This is a genomic window from Candidatus Desulfolinea nitratireducens (assembly GCF_982879505.1).
This window is the reverse complement of sequence record NZ_CEYOSI010000006.1, coordinates 1-25,740: the sequence shown is the minus strand read 5'-3', so window position 1 is coordinate 25,740 and position 25,740 is coordinate 1. Positions and strand designations below refer to the sequence as shown.

At 46.9% G+C, this 25,740-nt stretch carries 28 protein-coding genes and 1 pseudogene; 15 read left to right on the top strand and 14 right to left on the bottom strand.

Annotation, left to right across the window (positions count from 1 at the left end; translation table 11 throughout):
* Window positions 1-148 precede the first annotated feature (148 nt).
* From AC3DOM_RS01090 to AC3DOM_RS01070, 5 genes are all read left to right on the top strand, one after another.
* On the top strand, window positions 149-1,432 hold the full coding sequence (locus tag AC3DOM_RS01090) for a hypothetical protein (protein WP_487917171.1): 1,284 nt from the start codon (window positions 149-151) through the stop codon (window positions 1,430-1,432).
* Between the two features lie 102 nt (window positions 1,433-1,534).
* Entirely contained in the window at window positions 1,535-1,933 is a 399-nt protein-coding gene (locus AC3DOM_RS01085; RefSeq protein ID WP_487917170.1) for a hypothetical protein, read from the top strand.
* A 146-nt stretch (window positions 1,934-2,079) separates the two neighbouring features.
* Window positions 2,080-2,598: a glycine/sarcosine/betaine reductase selenoprotein B family protein gene (locus tag AC3DOM_RS01080; RefSeq protein WP_487917169.1), complete on the top strand. Its 519-nt coding sequence runs from the start codon at window positions 2,080-2,082 to the stop codon at window positions 2,596-2,598.
* A gap of 45 nt (window positions 2,599-2,643) precedes the next feature.
* Window positions 2,644-2,862 carry a hypothetical protein gene (locus AC3DOM_RS01075; protein WP_487917168.1) on the top strand — a complete coding sequence of 73 codons (219 nt, stop codon included), beginning with the start codon at window positions 2,644-2,646 and terminating at the stop codon, window positions 2,860-2,862.
* Entirely contained in the window at window positions 2,859-3,377 is a 519-nt protein-coding gene (locus tag AC3DOM_RS01070; protein ID WP_487917167.1) for a GNAT family N-acetyltransferase, read from the top strand. Before AC3DOM_RS01075 ends, AC3DOM_RS01070 begins: the two co-directional genes overlap by 4 nt.
* Before the next feature lie 26 nt (window positions 3,378-3,403).
* On the opposite strand, the pseudogene AC3DOM_RS01065 reads toward AC3DOM_RS01070, so the two are convergent.
* From AC3DOM_RS01065 to AC3DOM_RS01035, 7 genes and pseudogenes are all read right to left on the bottom strand, one after another.
* Window positions 3,404-3,736, bottom strand: a pseudogene (locus AC3DOM_RS01065) (FKBP-type peptidyl-prolyl cis-trans isomerase); the annotation flags it as partial.
* A 79-nt stretch (window positions 3,737-3,815) separates the two neighbouring features.
* The gene (gene zwf / locus AC3DOM_RS01060; protein ID WP_487917166.1) at window positions 3,816-5,282 is read right to left on the bottom strand and encodes a glucose-6-phosphate dehydrogenase; all 1,467 of its coding nucleotides are present in this window, start codon (window positions 5,280-5,282) and stop codon (window positions 3,816-3,818) included.
* Entirely contained in the window at window positions 5,282-6,190 is a 909-nt protein-coding gene (gene gnd / locus AC3DOM_RS01055; protein WP_487917165.1) for a phosphogluconate dehydrogenase (NAD(+)-dependent, decarboxylating), read from the bottom strand. Before gnd ends, zwf begins: the two co-directional genes overlap by 1 nt.
* A gap of 54 nt (window positions 6,191-6,244) precedes the next feature.
* Window positions 6,245-6,595, bottom strand: coding sequence for a hypothetical protein (locus AC3DOM_RS01050; protein WP_487917164.1), 351 nt, complete (start codon window positions 6,593-6,595; stop codon window positions 6,245-6,247).
* A 10-nt stretch (window positions 6,596-6,605) separates the two neighbouring features.
* Window positions 6,606-7,349 carry an HAD family hydrolase gene (locus AC3DOM_RS01045; protein WP_487917163.1) on the bottom strand — a complete coding sequence of 248 codons (744 nt, stop codon included), beginning with the start codon at window positions 7,347-7,349 and terminating at the stop codon, window positions 6,606-6,608.
* Between the two features lie 46 nt (window positions 7,350-7,395).
* On the bottom strand, window positions 7,396-8,424 hold the full coding sequence (locus AC3DOM_RS01040) for an aldo/keto reductase (protein WP_487917162.1): 1,029 nt from the start codon (window positions 8,422-8,424) through the stop codon (window positions 7,396-7,398).
* Between the two features lie 8 nt (window positions 8,425-8,432).
* Window positions 8,433-8,900 (bottom strand): hypothetical protein, encoded by a 468-nt coding sequence (locus AC3DOM_RS01035; protein WP_487917161.1) that lies wholly within the window; start codon window positions 8,898-8,900, stop codon window positions 8,433-8,435.
* 513 nt (window positions 8,901-9,413) lie between these two features.
* Here AC3DOM_RS01035 and AC3DOM_RS01030 point away from each other — a divergent pair.
* The 5 genes from AC3DOM_RS01030 (at window position 9,414) to AC3DOM_RS01010 (ending at window position 14,116) form a co-directional block, all read left to right on the top strand.
* On the top strand, window positions 9,414-9,860 hold the full coding sequence (locus tag AC3DOM_RS01030) for a DUF6789 family protein (protein WP_487917160.1): 447 nt from the start codon (window positions 9,414-9,416) through the stop codon (window positions 9,858-9,860).
* Between the two features lie 323 nt (window positions 9,861-10,183).
* On the top strand, window positions 10,184-11,359 hold the full coding sequence (locus tag AC3DOM_RS01025; RefSeq protein WP_487917159.1) for a phosphoribosylaminoimidazolecarboxamide formyltransferase: 1,176 nt from the start codon (window positions 10,184-10,186) through the stop codon (window positions 11,357-11,359).
* A 19-nt stretch (window positions 11,360-11,378) separates the two neighbouring features.
* A complete protein-coding gene (locus AC3DOM_RS01020; RefSeq protein ID WP_487917158.1) occupies window positions 11,379-11,972 on the top strand; it encodes a hypothetical protein in 594 nt (197 codons plus the stop codon).
* A gap of 4 nt (window positions 11,973-11,976) precedes the next feature.
* Window positions 11,977-13,359 carry an adenylosuccinate lyase gene (purB, locus tag AC3DOM_RS01015; protein WP_487917157.1) on the top strand — a complete coding sequence of 461 codons (1,383 nt, stop codon included), beginning with the start codon at window positions 11,977-11,979 and terminating at the stop codon, window positions 13,357-13,359.
* A gap of 88 nt (window positions 13,360-13,447) precedes the next feature.
* A complete protein-coding gene (locus AC3DOM_RS01010; protein ID WP_487917156.1) occupies window positions 13,448-14,116 on the top strand; it encodes a hypothetical protein in 669 nt (222 codons plus the stop codon).
* A 167-nt stretch (window positions 14,117-14,283) separates the two neighbouring features.
* Here the strand turns inward: AC3DOM_RS01010 and AC3DOM_RS01005 are convergent, their stop codons facing one another.
* Complete coding sequence (locus AC3DOM_RS01005) at window positions 14,284-14,916, bottom strand: hypothetical protein (RefSeq protein WP_487917155.1); 633 nt, start codon at window positions 14,914-14,916, stop codon at window positions 14,284-14,286.
* Window positions 14,917-14,924: 8 nt separating this feature from the next.
* Window positions 14,925-16,352: a hypothetical protein gene (locus tag AC3DOM_RS01000; protein ID WP_487917154.1), complete on the bottom strand. Its 1,428-nt coding sequence runs from the start codon at window positions 16,350-16,352 to the stop codon at window positions 14,925-14,927.
* Between the two features lie 94 nt (window positions 16,353-16,446).
* Between AC3DOM_RS01000 and AC3DOM_RS00995 the strand changes: the two genes are divergently transcribed.
* The 4 genes from AC3DOM_RS00995 to AC3DOM_RS00980 all read left to right on the top strand — a co-directional run bounded on the left by AC3DOM_RS00995 (window position 16,447) and on the right by AC3DOM_RS00980 (window position 21,794).
* A complete protein-coding gene (locus AC3DOM_RS00995; protein ID WP_487917153.1) occupies window positions 16,447-18,828 on the top strand; it encodes a GAF domain-containing sensor histidine kinase in 2,382 nt (793 codons plus the stop codon).
* Window positions 18,829-18,838: 10 nt separating this feature from the next.
* Window positions 18,839-19,516, top strand: coding sequence for a LysM peptidoglycan-binding domain-containing protein (locus AC3DOM_RS00990; RefSeq protein ID WP_487917152.1), 678 nt, complete (start codon window positions 18,839-18,841; stop codon window positions 19,514-19,516).
* Window positions 19,517-19,520: 4 nt separating this feature from the next.
* Entirely contained in the window at window positions 19,521-20,678 is a 1,158-nt protein-coding gene (locus tag AC3DOM_RS00985) for an LCP family protein (protein ID WP_487917151.1), read from the top strand.
* Between the two features lie 219 nt (window positions 20,679-20,897).
* Window positions 20,898-21,794, top strand: coding sequence for a tyrosine-type recombinase/integrase (locus AC3DOM_RS00980; RefSeq protein WP_487917150.1), 897 nt, complete (start codon window positions 20,898-20,900; stop codon window positions 21,792-21,794).
* Between the two features lie 91 nt (window positions 21,795-21,885).
* Here AC3DOM_RS00980 and AC3DOM_RS00975 read toward each other — a convergent pair whose 3' ends face one another.
* From AC3DOM_RS00975 to AC3DOM_RS00965, 3 genes are all read right to left on the bottom strand, one after another.
* A complete protein-coding gene (locus AC3DOM_RS00975) occupies window positions 21,886-22,566 on the bottom strand; it encodes a response regulator transcription factor (RefSeq protein WP_487917149.1) in 681 nt (226 codons plus the stop codon).
* Complete coding sequence (locus AC3DOM_RS00970; RefSeq protein WP_487917148.1) at window positions 22,567-22,962, bottom strand: RidA family protein; 396 nt, start codon at window positions 22,960-22,962, stop codon at window positions 22,567-22,569.
* A 170-nt stretch (window positions 22,963-23,132) separates the two neighbouring features.
* Window positions 23,133-23,702: a hypothetical protein gene (locus AC3DOM_RS00965; RefSeq protein ID WP_487917147.1), complete on the bottom strand. Its 570-nt coding sequence runs from the start codon at window positions 23,700-23,702 to the stop codon at window positions 23,133-23,135.
* Window positions 23,703-23,939: 237 nt separating this feature from the next.
* On the opposite strand from AC3DOM_RS00965, the gene AC3DOM_RS00960 reads away from it, so the two are divergent.
* Window positions 23,940-24,644: a peptidylprolyl isomerase gene (locus AC3DOM_RS00960; RefSeq protein ID WP_487917146.1), complete on the top strand. Its 705-nt coding sequence runs from the start codon at window positions 23,940-23,942 to the stop codon at window positions 24,642-24,644.
* A gap of 108 nt (window positions 24,645-24,752) precedes the next feature.
* Here AC3DOM_RS00960 and AC3DOM_RS00955 read toward each other — a convergent pair whose 3' ends face one another.
* Together AC3DOM_RS00955 and AC3DOM_RS00950 are read right to left on the bottom strand one after the other, a co-directional pair.
* Entirely contained in the window at window positions 24,753-24,917 is a 165-nt protein-coding gene (locus AC3DOM_RS00955) for a hypothetical protein (RefSeq protein ID WP_487917145.1), read from the bottom strand.
* A 39-nt stretch (window positions 24,918-24,956) separates the two neighbouring features.
* On the bottom strand, window positions 24,957-25,628 hold the full coding sequence (locus AC3DOM_RS00950) for a M48 family metallopeptidase (RefSeq protein WP_487917144.1): 672 nt from the start codon (window positions 25,626-25,628) through the stop codon (window positions 24,957-24,959).
* Window positions 25,629-25,740: the final 112 nt, after the last annotated feature.

Sequence of the window (25,740 nt, the reverse complement as noted above, 5' to 3'; positions counted from 1 at the left end):
ACTAATTTAGAAACAGGATTATTCTGGCTAGTAGACGTCCGAAGTTTCACCCCTTCACTCCGTTCGGAGTGCTAGGTAAAAACTTCGGAAGTCTTTTCAAGTAAACGGGCCAAAGGGGTGTATAAGCTCGGGTACAATTAAAAGCACTATGCCCATCAATCTGGAACTGATCTCCAAACTATTTTTTTTCAGCTTCACTCTTTGGCTTGGAACCTATCTGCTGGCACGGAATTTTAAAAAGCCCGCAATAATGCTCACAGGCCTTGGTCTGTTCGCATATTCGCTTGCATTGGTGATTGAATTACTAACCGGGCAACTGATAACAATCATCCTTCTTCTTCCCGCAGCGCTATGGATCGGCGCAGCCTTACATCTTTTTCCTGAAGAAATTGCTTGGCGCGGGCGACTCATTCAGATTTGGGCGCTCACCACTATTCCCGTTCTCATCCTGGCTCTGCTTAATCCATGGTTTGGAATCATCATTGTGATCGCAAATTTATTGAGTGCGGGCATGGTAGGGAAATATGCCCTGCGTTCACGCTTCAAAAATACCCTTGCTATCCTGGCCGTAGTAGCATTATTTTTCACCCTCAGTACAGGACTGATTGCCCTTCCATTTGATTTTTTACCACGCAGCTGGGGTATCCTGGCTCTCGGCCTTGATCTGCTTGTACTCGGATTATTAATTACAGCCTGGGATGCGTTTGACGAGGGCGAATCCATGCGCGCCCATCTGGTACGTTCCTTTGTGGCGGCCTTTTATTATGCTGGCGCACTCGCTGCACTTGTCATTATCTTTATCGTGATCGACGGAGATTTGTCCTTTGCCAAATTACTTTTGCTCACCAGCATCATCGAATTTGGGATTCTCACCCAAACCTATTCAGCACAGATCCAATCCCTTTTGGATAGGTTGACATTTACCCGATCTTCAACTTTGAGCATCGACAGGGAGATTCTCCGCACTACTGCAGATGGCTTGCCGCGCCTTTCCACGCTCAAACCTGCTGATGTGGACGAGGCAGAGTTTACCCGCCTGACACGACGTGCCATCAGCAACCTGGGTAATTTACCGAAACTGGCAACCAGCCCTCTCACAAAGCTTCCAGCGGTTCTTTCCCAAAGCGGAGATAATCCACTTGACCGGGCCCATGCTCTGAAAGCATTGCTTACTGAGAGCATAGGTCGTCTCAAACCAAAAGGGGAGACAGATTTCGGTTCTACAGATGAATGGCGTTATTTTAACGCTTTATACTTCCCCTATGTAATCGGGATCAAGCCCCACTCTCGTCGCATCTACAAAGATTTCCTTGACGAAACATCCATCCTGGCCTTGGATTGGTTCCAGAGTTCAGTTCCTGAGCGAACCCTTCATAACTGGCAAAATGCTGCAGCGCGTTTAGTCGCTCAAGATTTACTAAATAAAAACTAAATTCCTTAAACTGGCAGTAGTTGGCAGTAGTTTTCGTGGACTTGGCAGTCATGAATAGCATAAACTGGGGGCATCAAACAAATTATGAAAAGGAGTTCTATCATGACCGTTCAAACCAATACCAGCAATACCTCGATCCGCCCTATCCTTTATGGAAATGCCATCTTCAGCGGGATTAGCGGACTTTATTTCGCAGCGGCATCCAAATCCGTTGCTACCTTCCTTGGCATTGAAGCAAGCTTCATTGTCCTGGAACTGGGACTGGGCCTGATGCTCTTTGCCGGACTGTTATTTTATTATGATTCTCGCCCATCAATTCCGCAAAAATTTGTGCTATTTGCCATAATCGCCGATTCGATCTGGGTGCTGACAAGCGTATTATTGCTGGTTACGAATTGGGTACCCTTCAGTGTCGAAGGAAAATGGGCTGTGGGCATCATTGCGATCATTGTAGATATCTTTGCAGGCCTGCAATTCTTCCAATGGCGAAAAATGCGCTAACGATCAACATAGTTCCTTCCAATTTATTCACAATTAGAGATTTGGCTCCTGGCTGAATCTCTATATTGTTCTCCATTAACAATGATGGTGATACAATTTGCAATTGCATGGAAAAGACAATCAAAAATATTGTTGAGAAGAAATTTATGAGCATTCTGGAAGATAAAGATCTTTGGGCAACAAATTTTCAAAATGGTTGGTTGGCAGATTTGCAGAGGAAGGGGAAAATTAATTGGGATTCCTATTTACGCCCCAAAAACCGGGTTCCCATTTCCGGTAAAAGCGTGGATCTGAAAACAAGCCGATTGATGTTCATCTCGTCTGCGGGAGGGTATTTAGCCGAATCTCAAGAGCCCTTTGATGCCAGTAATCTTCTGGGCGATTATACGATCCGTACATTTTCAGCATCCACATCCTTTGAAGATATATCTTACGCCCATGAGCATTATGACCAGACTGCTGTCAAGGCCGATTCGCAGGTATTAATGCCCCTTGGTCATTTGAGGGAAATGGTTAAAACGGGGGTGATCGGCGAATTTGCCTTAGTAGTTAGTTTCATGGGATATCAGCCAGATGTATCACAGGTTTTGGATATCACTATTCCTGCAATCCTTGAGATCGCAAAAGAAGAAAAAGTGGACGCTGCCCTGCTGGTTCCTTCCTGACCGATTTGCTGCCAGTCCGTTGGACTGATCGCACGTGCCCTGGAGATGGATGGTGTCGCCACAACCCTGACGTCCTGGAGTATGGGATTTACACGCCCGACAATGCCACCGCGCGCAACCTATACGCGCCTCGCAAGAGGGGCAACTTTAGGACAACCGCATGATGCCGCGCAACAAAAGCGCGTGCTGGAGGCCACCCTGACATTATTGGCACAAGATGCACCGCTCAAACCTGTCAAATTAAACGAAATGAAACCTAAGTGAAATTAGAGGTAGCTACACTCCATCCGCCTCAGGGACTTGCAGCGTTAATTAAAGATTTGGGAAGCGGAGAAAATGGCGTTGGTGGGACAGCAGTGCCGAGGGGAGCGTTGACTTTAGATGAGTATCTTCTATTTTGCAGCGAAACAAACGACCATTCAAATTTAAAATCCGGGAATATTCCTCGTAGTTTTTTCTGGTTTCTGGATGATGAGGGTGTTGCCATTGGGATCGTACGGATGTGGCATTACCTCAACAAAAGCCTGAAGGAGCGTACGGGGCATATCAGCTACTATATCCGTCGAGATAAACGCGGCAAAGGCTACGGTCGGGAAGCTCTCCGACTGGCGCTGTTGACATTAAGGGATTTTGGTAAAAAAAGGGCCTTGATCATCACAGACTTGGACAATATTGCATCGATACGAATTATCCAGGAAAACGGTGGAATTCTTGAGAGCGTTGGAATGGGTGGTGAAGAGAGGAAGTTTGGTCGATATTGGATTGAATTGGAGATATAAAAGTCCTCCGTACGGAGGACTTTTGCTTATTTCACATCAACCAATTCAACATCGAAAATCAGGGTCGCATTTGGTGGAATAACGCCACCAGCACCGCGTTCGCCATAGCCCAATTCGGGCGGAATGGTCAATTGTGCTTTTCCACCAACTTTCATCAGGGCGATGCCTTCATCCCAGCCACTAATAACCTGGCCAACACCCAGCTTGAAGTCAATCGGCGTACCGCGTTTAAATGAGCTGTCGAAAACTGTACCGTCAGGGAGCTTTCCTTCATAGTGAACACTAACGGTTTTGCCGGCTTCAGCCTGCTTGCCTGTACCTGCTTTTTTTTCAGTGTATTCCAATCCGCTTTCTGTTTTCATAGTTCTCCTATATCTGCAAAAAATACATTTTACTCTCTAATTCCTTCAATACTAGTTAGAATTTTGCAGAAATCACTTATTTTAATCTGTGTTCCGCACAGCCAAAACGCCATTGATGCCCATCACGAGCGAGGAGTTCAACAGATTCTTCGGGACCCCATTCACCTTTTTTATGAGTAGCAAGTTCGGGCTGAGAGCGTTCCGTCCAGCCATTGATAATGGGATCAATTATCTTCCAGGAGGCTTCTATTTCATCGGAACGTGTAAACAGGGAGGCATCCCCATCCAGGGCTTCAAGCAATAAACGCTCGTAGGCCTCGGGAATGGAAGCGCCGTCAAAGAAATCTTCGTACTCAAAATCCATATTGACCGAGCGCATATCCTGATCGGAATCGGGGACTTTGGCTTCAAAACGGAGCTGAATACCCTCGTCTGGCTGAATACAGATTGAAAGGACATTGGGCGTAATATCGCGTCCTTTGGGGAGATCAAACATGAGGTGTGGCGGGCGCTGGAACTCGATAACGATCTCGGAGCTTTTATGTTTGAGTGCCTTACCTGAGCGCAGATAAAATGGCACGCCCTGCCAGCGCCAGTTGTTTATAAAAAGTTTGAGCGCTGCATAAGTAGGGGTTTGAGAATCTGGCGCAACGCCTTCTTCCTGAAGATAACCCTCGTATTGAGCGCGGACGGTATCGTTTAGATCAACGGGACGAATACTCTGAAAAACCTTCGCTTTTTCGTTGCGAACGGCATCTGCATCAAAAGATGCAGGGGCTTCCATCGCAACCAAAGCGAGGAGCTGAAAAAGATGATTCTGGAACATATCGCGCAAGACCCCTGATTTGTCGTAATATCCGGCGCGCTTACCAACATCAACACTTTCTGCAACACTGATCTGGACATTATTGACATAACGGCGATTCCAGATCGGCTCGAAAATAGTGTTTGCATAGCGGAAAAAGAGGATATTTTGCGAAGTTTCTTTGCCGAGGTAATGGTCAATGCGATAGATCTGGCGCTCTTCAAATGCAGCGTGGACAGCGTGATTAAGCGCCTGAGCGGACGCGAGATCATGCCCAAAAGGTTTTTCGATGATAATACGTCGCCATGTACCAGCGTCTTCATCTTCTTTTGACATGCCTGCTGCGCCAAGAAAACCGGCGACGGAAGCATAAAAGGGGGAGGCTGTAGCCAAGTAATAGAGGCGGTTCGCATTGCTGATTTCCAATTCATGCAAGAAATTGTGTAGTTTTGCAAAATCATCTGCATGATCCAAATTGCCGCGAAAATAATGGAGCATCTTAGAAAATTCATTCCAGGTTTCCACATCGAAACTTTCTGGACTGAATTTCTCAACCCCTTCCCTTAAACGCTCACGGAAAGATTCGTCTGTATACGAACGACGCGCAAAACCAATCACATTGGCGCACTCAATTAAGCGCCCTTTTTTAAAATTATTATATAAAGCAGGAATTAATTTACGCCAGGTCAGATCGCCCGATGCGCCAAAAATAACGATACTGGTGTGAGTCTTTGCCATTATTCCGCCTTCTTCACAGCATGTCCACCGAACTGATTTCTCATTGCAGAAAGTACCTTGGCAGCATAGCTTTCATCCTGCCTGCTGGAAAAACGTCTCAGTAAAGATAACGTGATCACGGGCGCCGGCACATCCAGATCGACCGCTTCAAAAACCGTCCAGCGGCCTTCGCCGCTATCCGAAACATAACCAGCAATGTCGCTCAAATCCTGATCGCCTTCAAGAGCATTTGCCGTCAGATCGAGCAGCCACGAACGGACCACACTTCCATGCCGCCAGATCTCTGCAACCTGATGCAGGTCAAGTCCAAAATCCTTCTTGGCATGCATGATCTCAAAACCTTCAGCATAAGCTTCCATTAAACCGTATTCAATCCCATTGTGGATCATTTTGACAAAGTGCCCGGCCCCAACTGGGCCAACATGTCCCCAGCCCAAGTCGGCGGCTGGAGCGAGGGTTTCAAGGATCGGACTCAGCCTTGAAACGGCTTCCGTTTCACCGCCGATCATCATGCTGTAGCCTTCTGCCAGACCCCAAACGCCACCACTGGTACCCACATCCACGTAATGAATATTTTTCTCAGCAAGTTCAGCCGCTCGCCGTATATCATCCTTATACATCGTGTTGCCGCCATCGATGATGGTATCCCCCTCTGAAAGCAATTCGCCCAACTCGCTGATCACTGACTCCGTTATCTTTCCGGCGGGAACCATCACCCACACCACACGCGGCGATGAGAGTTTTTCTGCAACCTCGGCCAAAGTACGTGCACCCTCTGCGCCTTCAGCTTCAGCTTTCTGGATCGCGTCTTCGTTCAAATCAAAGGCAACAACTTCATGTCCACCACGCAACAAACGGGAGGTCATGTTCGCACCCATTTTTCCTAAACCGATCATTCCTATTTTCACATTTTTCTCCTTTTTACGGACGCTGTCAATATATTTCTATTGTCCATATTATCATTACAATGAAGCTAAATTAAATAGCTTGCCAATAATTTCCTGATGATGTTGCGCTAACTCTGGATTTGTCTCAAAACCAAGCTGATTATCAAGAATCGAACAGGCTTTTCGCAGGTCAGACATTGATAAATATGATTCCGATATATTATTCTCGGCATAAACCTGCGCTGCCAAATCCCTGGTTAATTTGTCCATTTCACTTGTCGGGGATTTCTCACCCATCCGACGGCGCAGGAAGTTGCGATTTGTAAGAATAAAGCATTCAGTGATGCCATCCTTTAACTCCGGCATGGAAATCGAATCCAATCCCATTTTCGTATCCAGAGATTTTTTTACCGAATCAATTTTCATATTTTGCTCCTTAAAATCCACCAGCGTGCTCACCAACGTGAGCGACAATATCAAGCAAATCCTTTGAATTATCCACGATATGTGATTCCGGGAGCAGATTTGATTCGTGCAAGCCTTTTTTTGTAAAGGGTGTACTCACAGCGACCACTTGCATCCCTGCGTGCAGGGCAGCTTTAACACCTGTGGGCGAATCTTCGATCACCATACATTCAGAAGGTGCTATTCCCAATTCATCAGCGACCATCAAATATATCTCCGGATCAGGCTTGCCCTTTTCAACGTCGTCACGACTGGCAACAAAGTCAAAGGCGTCTTCCAACCCCAATTCCTTTAACACATACTGAGCCTGTTCGCAGGTGGACATGGTGGCCAGGCCCACTTTGCAGTTGGAGGCACGCGCCTGATTGAGAAGGTCCACATTATGCCTCCAATGATTATCGCGGATGATCTGTGGATCGGACAACATATCGTTATATATTTTTAATCGCACCTGCACATAAGCCTGCCAGGGGCTGGCCACGCTAAATTCTCTCATTCGCTCTTTGGCTTTTTTAGCGAGATTGAAACGCTCAACAAGCGCAATGGCAACTTCCCGGCGGGAGAGACCAACCACATCTTTAAAAGCCTCGATCACATCGTCCTCGCGGATTTCGTCAGGGCACAGTTCCATTGCCGCACGGGCATACGAAATCGCCTTCAAACGCTCTGTCTGAACGAGCGTGCCATCCAAATCAAAAATCATTGCTTTTATCATATGCTCACTTAAGTTTGGAAAAATTCAATCTAGGTGGGTACTTTTTCTAATTCCAAGCCATTTGGCTGCGTTTATGCCAGTAGACCTCGGGAGATTCAATCAGTTTCTCCAAAATATTTTCCAGGGCATCGTCCCACACGATCTCCAATGCCTTCAAATTGGATTCCAGATGATCGATACACGCTGCCCCACTTAAAGTCACATCCACAAATGGTTGCTGCATGACTGCCGCCAAAGCAAGTGCGTCAATCGGCAACTGCCTGGCTATTGCCTGTGCTTCCAATATCTTCATAGAAGATCGAAAATCAGGGGATGCATTTCGTGGCGTCAAACGGCCATTTGCCAGTGCCTCTTTGATAATAATACCGAGCCCCATCTCATGGGCTGCTTTAAGAGCCGGAGCTGCCGATTGCTCCAACAAATTCCAGGTAGCTTGCACAGAAGAAAAGAGTGGGACCCCATCAAATTCAAGTTCCAAAGCTCGCCATATTATTTCTGCCTGATTTTCTCCGCTCACGGAAAATCCAATCGCCAACCCTCCATTACGCAATTGAGCCAGCTCGGTTAACACAGCTTGATTTGACAATATGCCGCTATCTAATGTCGCTGAATGGATCTGATATAGATCAAGATGATCGCAAAGCAAAGCCCTGCTTTCTCTAATCTGCCGCTCTAAGACAGCCAATGAGTGATCCTTGACTTCATGCTTTTGCCCAGCGGAGACATCGACTTTCCAGTCAGCAGTGTAGGTATAGCCCCATTTTGAACCAAGGGTAATCAACCCGGGATCAATATTTCTTTTTGCCAGCCAGGAGCTGATAAACGCTTCAGCTCGCCCATAGGATCGGGCCACATCAAAGTAACGAATCCCAGCAGCCCAGGCCGCATCTAAAATTGTGTGGGCATGCTCTTCCATCCTTTGGACATCATAATTTTGCTTTAGATCATCGGCATGGCCCAGGTTAATATAACCGGGTCGTCCAAGCGCAGCCAGGCCCAAGCCCATTGAGGTGACAGAGAATGGATTTCTCCCGAATTTTCGCTTTCCTAAAATCCCGTTTAACAAACTCTCCATTTCTCACCTTACTCTAATTCATAACCTTCGCCAGAGTCATTTTGTAAATCAATAATAATTTCCTGACCACCGAAGCCATCAACAATATCATGGGCGCGGACGGTAACCTGAAACACGTTTTCCGGGATAATAATACCGCGTTGACTTCGGGTGAAAGGCTGTTCGTCCACATGCGGATGCGCCAACAGGCGGGTAAAGGGATCATTGGGGTTGGCTTTGAGTACAATTCCAGCCTGGGTAACCACATCCCAGCCATCAGCGTAATCATCCCAGCCTGTGTCGGGATGTTTTATGGTGACGAGAAATGTCCAACTCCCATCGGCATCTGAGACCGCGCGAACATGGACGACATCGGCATCAGCCTCTCGGGGAAATTCAGTGCCAACCACAGCGGGAGCAGGCTTTGGGCTGGGACCGACGCTTTCACTCGATTCTGATTTAGGAGTTTGAGTTGGAGATATAGTTGATATATCCAAATTTTCAGTTCCGCAAGCGGTCAACAATAATAACGTAAATGGAAATATTAAATGAACGAATTTAATCATAGGATTTTCGAAAGCCTAAACTGCCTTCACGTTTTCGAGAATAAAGATTAACAGGACTTACGCAAAATACCTTTTTTCTCGCTGCGTTGTAGCTTGCCTACAATACCCCAACGCAGAGCATTGGGACTAGGGCTATAAAAATGCGTAAGTCTAAATTAAGATGGCAATCAAGATATAACATTGAATTTATTACAGAAAATAGACATCTTCTTCTCGAATTTTCTTACCGATACCATCTTTTTATCCCACTCATTTTTTCAGCTATTGGATATAGCTTACCACAAGCGATTATATCGCGCTCCAATATTTCCCAATTAATGCTATTTAAGAAGGTGGGAACTAGATCAAATCACAGGTTATTAGTAAGAAACCTGACCCCGTTGACATCCTAGAAGCACAAGGCTCGAAAGTCTTTTTATTCAACCAACATATTGAGGTATTAAAATGAATGTTATTGGTGCAATAATTGCAGGTCTAGCCGGTACAGCGGCTCTGACAATGGTAATGTCCATGGCTCCAAAAATGGGTATGCCTGAGATGGATATCGTCGGAATGCTCGGTTCCATGTTTGGCAAAGCCAATCGTACCCTGGGCATGGTGATCCACTTTATGATGGGGATCGTCTTTGTTCTGGTTTATGCCTATCTATGGTCAATTGGCACCGGAAGTGCAACCTGGCTTAATGGACTGATTTTTGGTGCTGTACACTGGCTGATCGTCGGAATGGCCATGGCCATGATCCCCATGATGCACGCAGGGATAAAAAGTGGCGCAGTAAAAGCTCCTGGCATGTGGATGACCAATAACGGTGGCATGAAAGCCTTCGTCGGCGGCTTGATGGGCCATATGGTCTTTGGGCTTGTAGCAGTATTAGTGTACAACCTTTTCTAAAAATTTTCTTCTTCTCTCCTCCTCTAAAAATGCTCCCAATTAATAACTGGGAGCGTTTTTAGGTTTAAAATTGGACTTCTCATAATAGGTTTGAATGAAATCACTATGGATATAAAACATGCTACTCTCGCACTACGCGCTTGATCAGCCACATCTCTGGTAAATCTCGTGCAAAGCCTTTTAAACATATCTCCAGTGAAAAAATCGATCTGCCTAATTTTCTAAAAGATGTATTTCGATTTTAAGGCCCCAATTGCTTTCTAGGCAAATATACGGAGGTACAATTATCCAAAATACAAACCGATTTGTAAAAGGATATTCCCGTGTCTTCATCTTTGCCATTGCGCTACGGAACTAACCCCCAACAAACGCCCGCCCGCGTCTACATGAAAGACAACTCCGACCTACCGATTACTATTCTAGGTGGATCACCGGGCTATATAAATTTACTTGATGCGCTCAACGCCTGGCAACTTGTCCGGGAGCTGAAGCAAGCCACGGGGATGCCCGCTGCAACCTCTTTCAAACATGTCAGCCCATCGGGTGCAGCAGTCGCAGTCCCTCTGCCAGAAACCCTTAAGAAAATCTATTTTCTATCTGATACCGAACTATCGCCTCTGGCCATCGCCTATGCGCGGGCCCGCGGCGTCGACCGGATGTCATCCTTTGGTGATTTTATCGCCCTATCTGATACGGTCGATCTCCCAACCGCAAATATCATCGCTCGCGAAGTTTCTGATGGGGTCATCGCGCCCAATTACGAGCCCAAGGCCCTTGAAAAATTAAAACTCAAAAAAGGCGGGAAATATACGATTATCCAGATTGATCCATATTACGAACCAGAACTAACTGAAAGACGCGATCTTTTCGGAGTGACCTTTGAACAGCGCCGCCATAACCGTCTTGTTACCCACGATGATTTTAAAAATATTGTCACGACAAGTAACAAATTACCCGCCGAAGCCATTCGCGACATGATCGTGGCCTGGATCGCGCTCAAATATACGCAATCCAACTCAGTTTGCTATGTCAAGGATGGGCAAATAATTGGTGTCGGCGCAGGTCAGCAATCCCGAGTGCATTGCACTCGTCTGGCCGGCGGTAAAGCGGACCTATGGTATCTGCGCCAGCATCCACTTGTGCTCAATTTACCTTTTATCCCTGAAATCAAGCGGTCCGCTCGAGATAACGCCATCGATCAGTTTCTACAGCCAGACGTGACCGAAGCAGAAAAATCCAGGTGGAGGGATATTTTCACCCACATCCCGGAGAAATTCTCCTTGGAGGAACGTCGTGAATGGCTCGACAGATTAGAGAATGTCACTCTTGGCTCTGACGCCTTCTTCCCCTTTCGTGACAGCATTGACCGCGCTGCTCAAACTGGCGTCCGCTATATTCTCCAACCCGGGGGTTCCACCCGGGATGAGGAAATTATCACCGCCTGTGACGAATATGGGATGACGATGGTCTTCAGCGGGGTTCGATTATTTCATCATTGATTTTCAATGGAGGTATTTAATGCCCACAGCTATTCTATCGGTCTATGATAAGACCGGTCTGATTGATTTTGCCAAAGGTCTCATCGATCTTGGCTGGTCACTGCTGGCTTCCGGTGGAACATCCAGGCTACTTCGCGAAAATGGATTTTCCGTTACAGATGTGGCTGATTACACGAAAACACCGGAAATACTGGGTGGTCGGGTCAAAACCTTGCATCCCGCCATCCACGGAGGTTTACTGGCCCGCTCCACAGATGCTGACCACCGCCAGCTTCTTGAACTTGGATGGGATTACATCGACCTTGTAGCGGTCAATCTCTATCCCTTTGAAAAAACCATTGCCAAACCCGATATGACCTATGCCGATGCCATCGAAAACATCGACATCGGTGGCGTGACCCTTATTCGAGCTGCGGCAAAAAACCATGAGCGGGTTACCTTACTCTGCGACCCGGCAGATTATCCGTCAATTTTAGAGGAACTTCGCTCAGGTGGTATCTCTTCTGAAACCCGCAAAGAACTCTCGATCAAAGGCTTCGCCAGCACAATGCGTTACGATACCGCCATCTATAATTATTTGTGCTCATCAGGTAATCATCCGCGGAGGCCCTAAAACAATGACTAAAAAATCAATTCATTCTCTTTCTTCTCTGGATGGACGTTACCTGAACACGACTACGCCCTTGCGAGAATATTATTCTGAATACGCTTTTCTGCGAGATCGTGTACGCATCGAACTCGACTATTTACTTGCCCTTTCCAAAATAGGTTTGGTGCGCCCTTTGAGCGTATCCGATACCCACCTGCTGGATGAGATTTCCACCAACTTTAGTGAGGTTGATGCTGATGCCATCCAGGGTTTTGAGCACCAGACACGCCACGATGTCAAAGCGATTGAATACTTCCTCCAGGAGAGACTTCCCGCTGATCTGACTCCCTGGTTGCATTTTGGATTGACCTCCGAGGATGTCAATAACCTGGCCCAGGCCTTGGCTTTACGGGATGCGCGGGATGCAATCATCCTCCCCGCTCTGGACACAATCCTGGAAGCATTGCGAGACTATGCCCTCCGTTATCGTTCCTTACCTATGTTGGCACGGACACATGGCCAGCCCGCCGTCCCAACCACACTTGGAAAAGAATTTGTAATTTACCTGGCAAGATTAAAAAAAGCCCGAAACCAGATTGCCTTGCACCGCTTTGAAGCCAAGTTGACAGGTGCAGTCGGCAACTTTAATGCCTTACAGGCCGCCGCTCCTCAGGTGGACTGGCTTTCCTTCAGCCAGGATTTCATCCGCCAATATGATTTGGAACCCAATCTGATCACCAACCAGATTCTGCCATACGATAACTGGGTGCGCTATTTTGACGCCCTCCGCCTTGCCAATTCCATCCTGATCGATTTCGCGCAGGATATCTGGCGCTATATCAGTGATGGTTATCTTAAACAGGCTGTGCATAAAAATGAAGTCGGCTCCTCTACCATGCCACAGAAAGTTAATCCAATAGATTTTGAAAATGCTGAAGGAAATCTTGGAATTGCAAACGCTCTATTTATGCATTATGCCCAAAAACTGACCGTATCCCGTTTGCAGCGCGATTTATCTGATTCAACCGTGCGGCGCACATTTGGTACACCCCTGGGACATTCATTATTGGCCTGGAGCAATATTCTACGTGGCATGGATCGAATCGCTCCGAACGAAGAAAAAATCGAGGAAGATTTGGAATCCCATTGGGAGGTCGTTAGCGAGGGGGCACAGACCATCTTGCGCGCTGCCGGTCGAAGCGATGCCTACGAATCGCTCAAAGTACAGGTATACGGGCGCGTTTTAACGGAGGCAGATTACAAATCCTGGGTCGATTCGATTGAGATCAGCGAAGACGTACGGAATAGCTTGATCTCTCTAAGCCCTGAAAAATATATCGGCCTTGCCATCCAATTAACAGATCAGGAAACAAGTATTCCTTCCGCCAGAACTATGGGCACATTGGAATAAAGATAGTCCACCAGTATATTAGTTTGATTGTTTTTTGCCTTGCGGGTGAGTATACTTAGGTATCTTAATTAATAGAAAAGGAAATTAAATGAAGAAAAACACACTCCATCTAATGATCGTCCTGGTTTTTGCAACTCTGGCTTGCGGCATTTCTTCTGGCCCCGCAACATCTGGCGATGCTCCCGTTGGTGATAGCAACATTTTATTTCAGGATGATTTTTCAAATACCAGCAGCGGCTGGGATCGCGCTGACTGGGATGGAGGCCTGACTGATTATGGCAGCGATGTCTATAGAATGGTCGTCAAGATTCCATCCTACAATATTTGGGCAAATCCAGGCCAATACTTTGAAGGTGATGTCCGCGTGGAAGTTGATGCAACCAAGATCACTGGGGAGGATGATAATGATTTTGGGTTGCTCTGTCGTTATACCGGCACTCTTGAAAGCCCAAGTTTCTACTTCTTCATTATCAGCAGTGATGGCTTTGCCGTAATTGGAAAAGGGACCGCTGGTGTTACTGAATACCTCTCCAGTGAGTTCATGGAACCCTCGGACGCTATCAATCAAGGTTCAACTTTAAATCATTTACGCGCAGATTGCATTGGCAACAGCCTGACCTTTTTTGTTAATGGGCAACAGGTTGTCAGCACAACAGATGCATCATATACCGGCGGCGATGTTGGAGTTACTGCTGGCACCTTTGATATCCCCAACGCCGAGATCGCCTTTGATAATTTCATTGTCAGAAAACCTTAGATTATTCAATTATCGACTAGACAGGATCTTCCTGACTTTTAATACTTAAAAAAGGATATTCCCCTAAAAAAGAGCTGAAAGCAAGATTAATTCAGCTCTTTTTAGTTATCTTCCCTGAAAAAGGCGAAGTTGTTAAATGCGCAATATCCTGATTTTGAGGGGAAATGTCAGGGATGTACCACCACAAAATTGTCAAAAAGCACATCCAATCCTCCCTCGTTAAATGTGCCTGCCAGCAGCCCCACATCCCCTTCTGTTAAGTCAAAGTCTTCCACCAAAGCAATTGGGGTCTGGTTAATATAGAATCGCAATGTACTACCCTGGCAGTCTGCGCGGAGATGATTAATTGCTACCCCCGTTTTAATTGCACTTGAATACAGCATGGCCTCCTGCCCCAATAAACTTTGCTCTCCTGCTTTGATCTTGCCAATTGCGTAATAGCCATCTGCACTAATAACAAAATAATAAAAATTCTGATCGTCTCGATGGCGGCAGATCACACCAATCCTGTTTTCGACAGGACCAGCATACTGAAGGGTATCCACTTCAATACCAACATCGTCAAAACTCAATCCTGGCGTTGCCCAAAAATTCAGGCCGGGTTCTTTGACATAAAAGCGAAATCCCTCAGCGTCATAATTCATTACACCGCCATCGTTTACAAGACTTGTCCACTGGTTTTCACGGGTTGAAAAATCATCTTCAAAAAGAATATCTCCCTGCAGGATAATTGGCTTTGATTGACAAGCAAACATTAAAAAAGGAAGGAGAAAAAACACCAGCCATATTCTTTGTTTCATCGGTTCACCTACTCCTGAAAATATTGTTCTAAAAGTTGCGCAGCTTGCATCCCTGCCAAACTATCTGGCGATAAGGTGCGCGCGCGTAAAAGAGATTGACGTGCCAAATCCCGGTGGCTGTGTTTTAGGTAGAAAATTCCCAAATGAAGATGGGCCGAATCCAGGTTTTGGTCAAGGTCAAGAGCATAGTTAAATTGTTTTTCGGCATCAGAATCCTGCTCAAGATTAAAATACACCCAGCCCAATGTATCTGCAAAGGTCGCATTCTCAGGGCTCAAAATGACCGCTCTACGTGCTGCAGGCAATCCAATCTCCTCCATTTGCACAGCATATTGCACAGAGAAAAGTGCCAGCAAATGCCAATATTTCGGATCACCAGGGGCCAATACAGTGGCATGCTGGAAAGCAACAAGAGCGGGAGGTATATCCCCGGAACGGGCATAAGCCTCTCCCATTGCCGATTGCCAATTTGGATTTTCAGGCTCCAAACCGACAGCAATTTTAAATTCGCGCAACGCCTTTTCCTCATTATCCTGACGCTGCCAATAAAGGCCACTAAAAGAATGGATCATGGGTGAATTTGGGTGGAGACTGAGAGCTTTTTCCAGGTCTGGGAGCCCGTCTTCTTCGAGGTGTTGTCTGGCCTCGCCAAGCCAGGCCCAGGCGAATGCGTTCTCAGGGTGGGCCTGGGAAGCGTTATGGAAAGCATCTGCTGAAAATTGCCATTCGCCCACCAACCCAAGCCCCCGTCCAACCAGGATAAGCTCCTCAGCAGGGTCTTTCTCAAGCAGAGCCAGGTTAAGGGCCGTGCGCAATGTCTCCACAACGGGAGCAAATTCATCATCCAGGTGTGCTGCGAGAATCAACTCATCCAATGCCTCTTCGGGTGAATCAAGAATCAGTAATAGCCCCAATCGATAGTGATATGGGGCTGATTCCAATCCCTCCCTCTCGTATACAAGCCATTTTTTGATCTCTTCTTGCTCTGCAGAAAAATCATTAATTTCACGATAAGCCATAGCCAACCGGGCATGAAACTCTATATAAGCCGGGTAACGCGCCAATCCTTCTTTCCAGGTTAGAATTGCTCCTTTGTAGTCATCTTTATCCCAAAGGTCTTGCCCAAGAATATCCCAACCATATGCCGAGAGAGAATTGCGTTTTCTTGCTTCTTGATAAGCCTCAATAGCTTCTATTTTCTGACCGGCAATCAATTTTGATAATCCGGTTTTATCCCATAAATCACCTCTCCAAAAAAGACGGTGGGCAGCTAACTCATATTCTGTGGATGCGCGAAGATAGTCACCATTAGTCACGGCCTGTTGGGCTTTTTTCTCGTTATAAACGCCAATCGTTGTTCGTGGTAAAACCATGAGCACAAACAAGAACAAAAGGATTGATAAATTTTTATAAAGAGGCTTTTGAAAATACTTCATCCACTCATTATATTCCTAATTTCCTTTTCCTTACAAATTCGTGCCCATAACCTTTTTTTCGCTAAAAAAGGATGTATAATCTTTCATCACACTTATGAATGCATTTCTATATCAATTCACCTCCCTGTTGACAGAAACGCCAGGAAATATAATCTACCATTTAGCGTTAGCTTTTTCGATTGCCAGCGCTTTCCAGGTTGCCTATGGACATTGGCGAACAAGCCAATTTCCACAGGTAAAACGGACTCTATTGGGGCTTTTTATACTTCTGTTGGGGCAGATTTTCCTTTTTTTAGTTAGCACGATGGCCTGGCAGGCATTAATTAACCCTGCGATGGTTTTGCCGCCGCTTGACCGTGCAATTGCCTTTTTCAGTCTGATCTGGATCACATGGCTGTGGAATTTCCCTGAACCCAACCGACCTGCAGATGCAGGAATTGGGCTTTTAAGTTTACTTGTATTTGCAGGGTTGGTCCTGAGTATTGCAGCATGGATGCCGCTTGCTGCACCGGATGCATATAATGCAACTTTCCAGGACACCCTTTGGCAATTATTATCACTGGCTTTTATTTTTACAGCAAGTGTGGGCCTACTTATCCGGCGGCCCAACGGTTGGAGCCATGGTCTCATTTTTATGGGATTTGCATTTTTGGGTCATGGCCTTCACTTAACCCTTGGCTCTGGTTCAGGGAATTTTTCCGGTATAGTACGACTATTTTATTTGGCCGCATATCCAATTTTACTCACCCTTCCCCAACGCTTTCCATTCCCAACATCTGTGACCAGGCAAAATCTTCCCAACGCTGCTGACCAAACAGATAGACCAACTCATGAGAGACGACGCTATAGCACAGATCCCAAAACTGTCCACGCTCTGCTGGCATTGGCATCTGAACTTGAAGTAAGTAAATCTAACCACGCCATTACGCGGGTGGTTGCTCAAACCATGCTCGCAGATTTGTGTTTTTTGATCTATCTAAGTGAAGACACCAAAGAAATGATCATCGTCAGCGGCTACGATCTGATCCGTGAAGAAAACCTTGAAGGCTCCAGCTTGAACAAAGAAGTAATCCCAATGCTGGCAAATGCCATTCAACGGGGCAGACCGCTGCGTCTGCCGCAAAGCAGCACATCTCCTGATTTGCAGGGGTTAGGCGAAATTCTTGGCCTTTCCAATCCCGGACATTTACTCAGCACTCCCATTCTGAAAGAAGTAAAAGAACCGATCGGTTGTCTCCTGCTCCTTTCTCCCTATTCCAACCGTCTCTGGAATGGGGACGATCAAGCTTTTTTGGGAAATATCTCAGCAGCATTAGTTCCCATTATTCAACGCGGCCAAAAATTAGCTGAAATTCAGTATAAAAGCGAAAGGAACCAGGAGCTGTCCGAAGAACTTCGTGTGCAGATAGAGGGGCTCCGAAACGAAAAGAACGCCCTCGAAACAAAACTGGAAAAGATTGAGAATGGCGAGACAAACATTCAGGACCAAAAGGGTAATATGGAAGCCTTGGTTGCCATTCAGGAGGAAGCAAAACAAGAGATTCTATTGCTTCAAAAAGAAATAGAGGAATTGAATGCTCGGAACCTTGCCCAAAAGGAAGATAAAAATAAGATTGGCATAATAGGGGACACAGACGATAAACAAATTCAGAAGGAGCTGGAAACAGCCCTCGAAGAAGCGGATCGCCTGCAAAATGCGCTTGCGAAAGCGAAACTCAAAATCAATGATCTTGAAAAAGGATCAATGCATGAAGATACCGGTGAACAGGCAGAGGTGATCATCTCAATCTCGCAAGAGTTGCGTCAACCTTTGTCTTCCATTGTCGGATATACAGACCTGCTCCTCGGAGAATCGGTAGGCATTTTGGGCGCACTCCAACGTAAATTTGTCGACCGTATTAAAGCCTCTGTCGAGCGGGTTGGCAATCTCATTGATGATATTATCCAGGTTAACGCGCTCGATATTGGTTCGGTCAACCTCAAATCTGAACCCGTTGACCTGAATATAATCATTGATAACGCAATGGCCTATACCAGCAGCCAGGTACGGGAGAAAAATATCTCCATCAATCTGGAACTGCCCAAAGTTCTTGAACCCATTCACACCGACAAAGATGCAATCCAACAAATTCTCATTCACCTTATTCAAAATGCCGGTGCGGCTTCCCCGGTAGATGGCACAATTACCCTGGGCGTCAAAAACCACAAGGAAAAAGGCCATGAATATATCCTTATTCAGGTTGCAGATACTGGAGGCGGGATCCCTGCAGAAGATATGCCACGAATTTTTTCTCGCTTATATCGCGCTGAAAACGTCCTCATTCAAGGGGTTGGGGATACCGGCGTAGGACTCTCCATTGCCAAAACTCTGACAGAAGCCCAGCATGGGCGTATTTGGGTTGATTCAGAGGAAAATGTTGGGGCAACCTTTAGCCTCATATTACCAATCTCCCCATCCAACGGAGATGAAAATTAAAGAGATATTTATGCGAGTAATGCGGCAACTTGGTCCCAGCGTTCTTTTTGCAGCAATCTCTCTTTTGCTCACCATAGGCGTATTATCAACAGCTTTGGCAGAAAAGCGGATCGCCCAATCTCAACCCGCAAAATCAGCATCAAGCCTCCCGATGAGCGGTCCGACAACAGCACCTTCGCAAACGCTCTCCACCCCCACCTTGCTTCCCTCTGCGAACATTATCTCATCCCCCACCCATAGCGTCACCATCCCCGCCCCAACATCTCCCCAGATTTACACTTCAACGACAACTGCCGGACCGACACTAACGCTGATCCCTTGTGGTGTACCTGCTGGATGGATAACCTATACCGTTAAATCGGGGGATAATTTATTTCGAATTGGTCTCGCCTATCGGGTCACAGTGGCAGATTTACAAAGTGCGAATTGCCTGGGTTATTCAACACGAATAATTGTTGGGAAAAATATTTATGTCCCCAATGTGCCTACCAGTACACCTGCGATCACCAATACTCTGACACGTACAGCAACCCACACATCAACATCTACTACACAGCCACCAACACTAACATCGACTGCTACACCAACATTTACCGCTACATTGGCCCTATCAACAGAGACACCGACACCCACCAATACAGCGACAGTGTCATATTCCCCTACCTCTACCCTTACCCCAGCTCCCTAAGGATATGCTCTCTCGTTTTCGCTATTTACTATTGGGGTTCCTTTTAGCAATGCTGGTTGGCTGCCAGAACGCCCCTCCTCCATCAGCCTCTCCTGCTAAAGCGCTACCTTATATATTGGTAACACCAAATCTTCAGGCAACGGTTACGCCAACGCCCTTCAAACCTGATTACAGTCCGCTCCCCACACTGATAGAGCCAGCTCCCCTTTCCACGATTACGGCGTCTCATACAAGCACCCTTCCTGTGTCAGTAAACACCCCAGTGCCCACGAATACTCCTACTGCCAGCGATTATATTACTGCCACGCCAAATTTTTACGGGAATGTCTGGGAGGATTTTCCTCCGCCATCAGTTTACCCCCTCTCAACAACAATCCCATTTCCTGTGGGGATGCTATCCCAGCCAGCAAACCAGATCAATATACTCCTGCTCGGCTCAGATATTCGCCCCAACTCATCTGGCTTTCGAACTGATACGATCATCCTGCTAACGATCAATAAAGATCTTGGCACAGTCAACCTGACCTCCTTCCCGCGTGATCTCTATGTCTATATTCCCGGCTGGACGATGCAACGGATCAATACTGCGATGTCGCATGGAGACTTTCACACTCTGGCCATGACAATGGCCTATAATTTTGGCGTTTATCCTGATCACTATGTGATGATCAATTTTTCAAATTTTGTAAAGATCATCAACAGCTTAGGCGGAATTGAAGTGGAAGTGAAACAAGATTTTTCAGATCAACGCACAGGTTATAGTTGGTACCAGGTCAAAAAAGGAACAGTTCATATGGATGGCGATACCGCTCTCTGGTATATTCGCTCTCGCTATACCAGCAGTGATATTGATCGTCTTCGCCGCGCACAGGAAGTTATCCAGGCCGTAGGCTATCGATTGCTGAGTTTCAACGTCCTAACTCGCGCACCAGACCTGTACAAAATATATAAAGATAGTGTCTTCACGGATCTAGGCCTTGGCGACATATCCAGGCTTCTTCCTGCTGCAAATATATTGGTCAATACCCAAAATATTAATCGCTATGTGATCGGATATGGTCCCGTTTACGACTGGACAGAACCCTATACTGGCGCGATGGTTTTATTACCAAATGGATACAAAATTATGCCGATCATGCGTGAGGCCCTGAACGTGAAGTAGATCCATTTGAAGGTGGTTTCAAGCTTTCTGTGCGATTCTGATAATCTACAGATAAAGGCTTTCAAGGTCACAGCGGCCATTAAGAAAACTTGCCACTATAACAATTATCATGGAAATAAATGCCTTTCTTTTGAAGGGCTTTTTATTGACATCTCCTCCATTTTCCGATAAACTATACGCAATGACTATCCGCAACATTCTCTAGCTCAGGAGATGATGATGACAACTGATTCTGCTCATTTAACCGCCCAAATGCCCCTCGCCCCCGCTATCCAGGCCTGGGAGATGTTCCTAAACGATCAGGGACGCTCGCCCAATACCGTGAAGGCTTTTCTTTCCGATATCCGCATCCTGACCGAGTTCCTGCCTCCGGACCGTGTCCTTGGCGCGATCACCACTGAAGACCTGAACCGCTATTTCGGCTGGATGGAAAAGGAGCGCGGCATTCCTTGCAGTCCAAAAACCCTCGCCCGCCGGATCACCTCGACCAAATCATTCTTCCGGTGGCTGCATCAATTTGGTGTCCTGATGGTTGATCCCGGAGAAAGAGTCCCTAATCGCTCTGTACTCTCTCCCTTGCCGACCGTTTTGACTGACGAAGAGCTGATGGCCTGTCTGGATGCCGCCAACAGGCATCGGACGAATAAAAAACCAGACGCCCGCCCTTTCGCGTTGCTCTCGTTATTATTGACAACTGCCGTGAAGAAAAGCGAATGCCTCGGTATTCACTTGAACCATATTGATCTTGATGACCCCGAAGGCCCACTGGTTTTTATCCGCTATGCCAGCCCGGCAAACCGTTACAAGGAACGTAAAATCCCTCTGACTGACGAGTGGATCGCTGCCTACCGCGAGTATGTCGCCCAATACGAACCGGTCGATCAGCTATTTCCCTGGTCACCGCGTCGACTGGAATATCTGCTCGAGGATATTGGCGAGCAGGCCAGTCTCAGCAAACATCTCTCCTTTGATATGTGCCGCTGGACAAGTGTGCTAACCGATCATATGAACGGGATGGAACCAGATCGTATCCGCCAGAAATTGGGGATCTCAAAGATCCAATGGCGGGAGATCAGGATGAAGTTGCGCAAGCTGAATAGCGAGGATGACGGGTAAAAAACACGAAGAAACACGAAATTAAGAAATCAGGTCTGTTTTGTAACCAGACCTGATTTTTGTATCGTAGGGGTGGGTCTCAGACCCACCCCTACGATACAACCAATTTATAGCCAATCCCCGTCACGGTTTCGATCTTCAGATCGCTTTCAACCATCTTTTTACGCAGGTGCGCAATATGCACATCCACGGTCCGGGTCTGACCATAGAAATCAAATCCCCAGGCCAGCTCCAGCAATTTCTCGCGGCTGAGAACGCGTCCACGGTGCTCGGCAAGGGTCAGAAGCAGGTCAAATTCTTTGGTGCGCAAACTGAGCGGATTTCCGCCTATACTGGCTTCACGGCTGGCGGGATCCATGCTCAGATCACCGAGATGCAGGGCCACGGAAGCAGGTTGGGAGGCACGCGCGTCCCGACGTAAAATCGCCCTGACGCGGGCAACCAATTCACGTGGATTAAAGGGCTTGGTGAGGTAATCATCTGCGCCCAGCTCCAATCCAACAATCTTATCGATATCATCATCCCGGGCGGTCAACATCAGGATCGCGACATGATCATCCTTCGCCCGCAGACGACGACAGACCTCGAAACCGTCCAATTTGGGAAGCATCACATCGAGGACAACGAGCGCAGGACGCTGATTTGCGACCATTTCCAGTGCGGCTTCCCCATCCCCTGCTGAGATGATGCGGAAACCCTCGCGCTCAAGATAAAGCTGCGCAAGTTGAATGATGGAGGCCTCATCGTCAACGAGAAGGATCAGTTCAGACATTTACTTTTCGGGGATATAGGCGATCGCTTCAACCTCGATACGAACGTTGAGTGGTAAAGTCTTGACGGCCACCGTCGAGCGTGCCGGGGGCTTCTCAGTGAAGAATTCTGCGTAGACCGCGTTGAACTGGGCAAACTCATCCATATCGGCCAGGAAGCAGGTTGTTTTGACCACATAATCAAGACCAGAGCCAGCTGCCTCAAGAACATGCTTCAGGTTGGTCAGCGATTGTCGCGCTTCGACTTCGATCCCCCCCTCTACAACTTTGCTGGTCGCAGGGTCAACTGGAATTTGTCCGGCTGTGTAGACCATATTTCCCAATGTCATGCCAGCAGAATAGGGGCCGATGGCCTTTGGGGCCTTTTCAGATGTTACAACTTTTTTAGACAGAGACATAGTTTCCTCATCAGGATTCATTTTGGATAGATGCTGTTATTCTAAGGCAAGAGGGGATTGTGGTCAAAGGCCCTTACCCCCACCCCCTCTCCCGTGAACGGTGGAGGGGAGTATAAAAAACCTTGCAGGAGCAATCGCTCTGCAAGGTTTTTGCAGAATAAAATTTTATTCTATGAGCTAGGGGATGGGGCAAAATTTGGCTTCTCCCTGGTTGGGCGTTCCGGGCGTGGATTTGCATCTCGGAAAGCCTTGATTGCCTCTCGAAGGGCTTTGCCCTTCACTCCTGTGATCTCACGAATTTCCTTATAGCTTTCCTTCAGAGACTTTAAAGTCTCAATGGCTTTTTCAGGAACAGTCACATTTCCATTTGCGTCAAAACCCGAATGCGATCTGATCAGGGCCTGTGCATCCTCATATATGGGTTGAGCTTCATCTACTGAGGCAGTGAAGGCATCCAAAGCGGCTTGCAGATTGGCGGTATCCATCCCATTTTCAGTGGCTTTATCGATCAGGGTCTGGATTTTTTCTGTCAGCGTTTCAACGCGGTCAAATATCCTGCCGATACGTTGATTCATGATCAACGTGCGTTCCCAGGCCTTTTCAAGCCTTTCACCGCTTTTCTCAGTTCTTTCAGGGGGAGTTGTTTCATCAGCCCTGCCAGCGGCATATACATTTGAAGCCGGGAATGCGGCCATTCCCAAAACTACAATCAAAGCTACCAATACAAATTTCCTAAACATTTTGAACCTCCTAATTGGTTCTATTTTTTATTTCTTATGCTCTTATTCTATAAATAAGTTATTATCTGAGTGTGGAAAAGGTGTAAAATCTTTGTAAATTGAAAATCACGGTATAATCGCCACAGATTCAGAAGATTGTAAATTACTCAAGAAAGGCAACAAAATACAACGTTGTCTTTTTTATTGCCTCTACAAGCCCCGAGTGCTACTATCATAAAAATGCAAAAGGAGAAGTAAATGGCTACAAATAATAAAACCAATAAAAAAGCTGCCCAGGAAGCAGCAAATAAGAGAACAATGATCATTGTCGGTGTTGTTGGTGCCCTGATCCTGGCAGCAATTATCATCGGTACATCAACTAATAATATGCCAACTGCAGATGACCTTCCTTCTGACCACCCCCCAGTGGCAGAAAATGCTCCCCAGGCTGATATCATGCAATATGATCAGGCTCCACCGATGACCATCGATACAGGGATGCAGTATTTTGCCACCTTCAAAATGGCAACGGGCGGCGAGTTTGTGATCAAACTCCACGCCGCCGAAGCGCCTGTCACTGTCAACAGCTTTGTCTTTTTGGCACGCGAGGGCTATTTCGACGGGATCACCTTCCACCGCGTGTTGGATGGATTTATGGCCCAGGGGGGTGACCCCACAGGTACGGGCAGGGGCGGACCTGGTTATCAATTCGTCAACGAGGATAGCGATCTGACCTTTGACAAGGCGGGCGTCGTCGCAATGGCCAATGCCGGGCGCGATACCAATGGCAGCCAATTCTTTATCACTTTTGGCCCCACCCCTCGACTCAATGGTGGCTATACGATTTTCGGGCAGGTCATCGAGGGCATGGATGTGGTTGACGGCATCACCCGCCGTGATCCGGATGTTCGGCCTAATTTTACTGGTGATGCTATTGAAAGCGTTACGATAGAAGAGAGGTAATCAGTAGATCAGTATTCAGTAAGGCAGGAAAATCATCAGAGCAGTGAGAGATGCGAAACACACTGCTCTTTTGATTCTAAACCTTCCAGCAATTGAACCTTCAAATTACTAATAGTGTTTTTCTACAGGAAAGCGGACAGTTCTTGAGCGGAGCGAAGCGCAGTCGAGGGACGACATCCAGAGTAAATATCCTTCGACTACACCGTTCGTGCCGCGAGCACGCCGGTGCGAGACGGCCTTCGGGAGGAACTGATCGCCTTTATTTATTGCCATCACCTTCCACCTTCAAAACTATAAACCTGCAAACCGCCCTTACGGCCAATGAAAACTTCTCCCATTCTCCTTTAACCATTTCCGCCTCGTTTTATAATCCGGCAGTATCGCTCCCACTTGCGCCCAAAACTTACTCGAATGATTATGCTCCCGCAAATGTGACAATTCATGGACGACGACATAATCTACGATCTTCAGCGGAGCCATGACCAGCTTCCAGGTGAGGCTGAGGGTGCCCTTTGAGCTGCATGATCCCCAACGTGTGCGTGCGGATGAGAGCCTGAGTTTACTATAATCAAATCCGTATTCGCTGGAATAAAACTCGACTCGATCCTTGAATACCTTCCGGGCCTGCCCCTGATACCACTGCTCAAAGATTTGTTCAGCCTGTCCCAATCCAGATTGGGCAAGCTGAAAATCCCCGTTTAAATCCAATCTCGGCTGATCGTTTTTGACGAGCTGCAGAGAATAGAACTCCCCTAAAAAAGGAAATTTCTCTCCCTCAATAAATTGACGAGGGGCATAAGCCCTCTGAGCAGCGCGGGCCTTGGCCTGCTTTTTTGCGATCCAGTCAATATGCTGATCAACCATCTCGTTGATCTGTTTTTTCGTCGCACGCTGCGGGGCACGGACAAGCAACTCGCCATTCGGTTGAATGACGAGGGCGATCGTCTTGCGTTTTGAGCGGATGATCTTTGAGATTAGGGGCATGGGAAATAATTAGGCAGTGACTATAAAACGAGTGTATGAAATTGGATTCGGAAATCTCCGGATGTTGGAATCATTAAACGTCCAAGGTCGGGAGATCTTGGAATCCTCATTA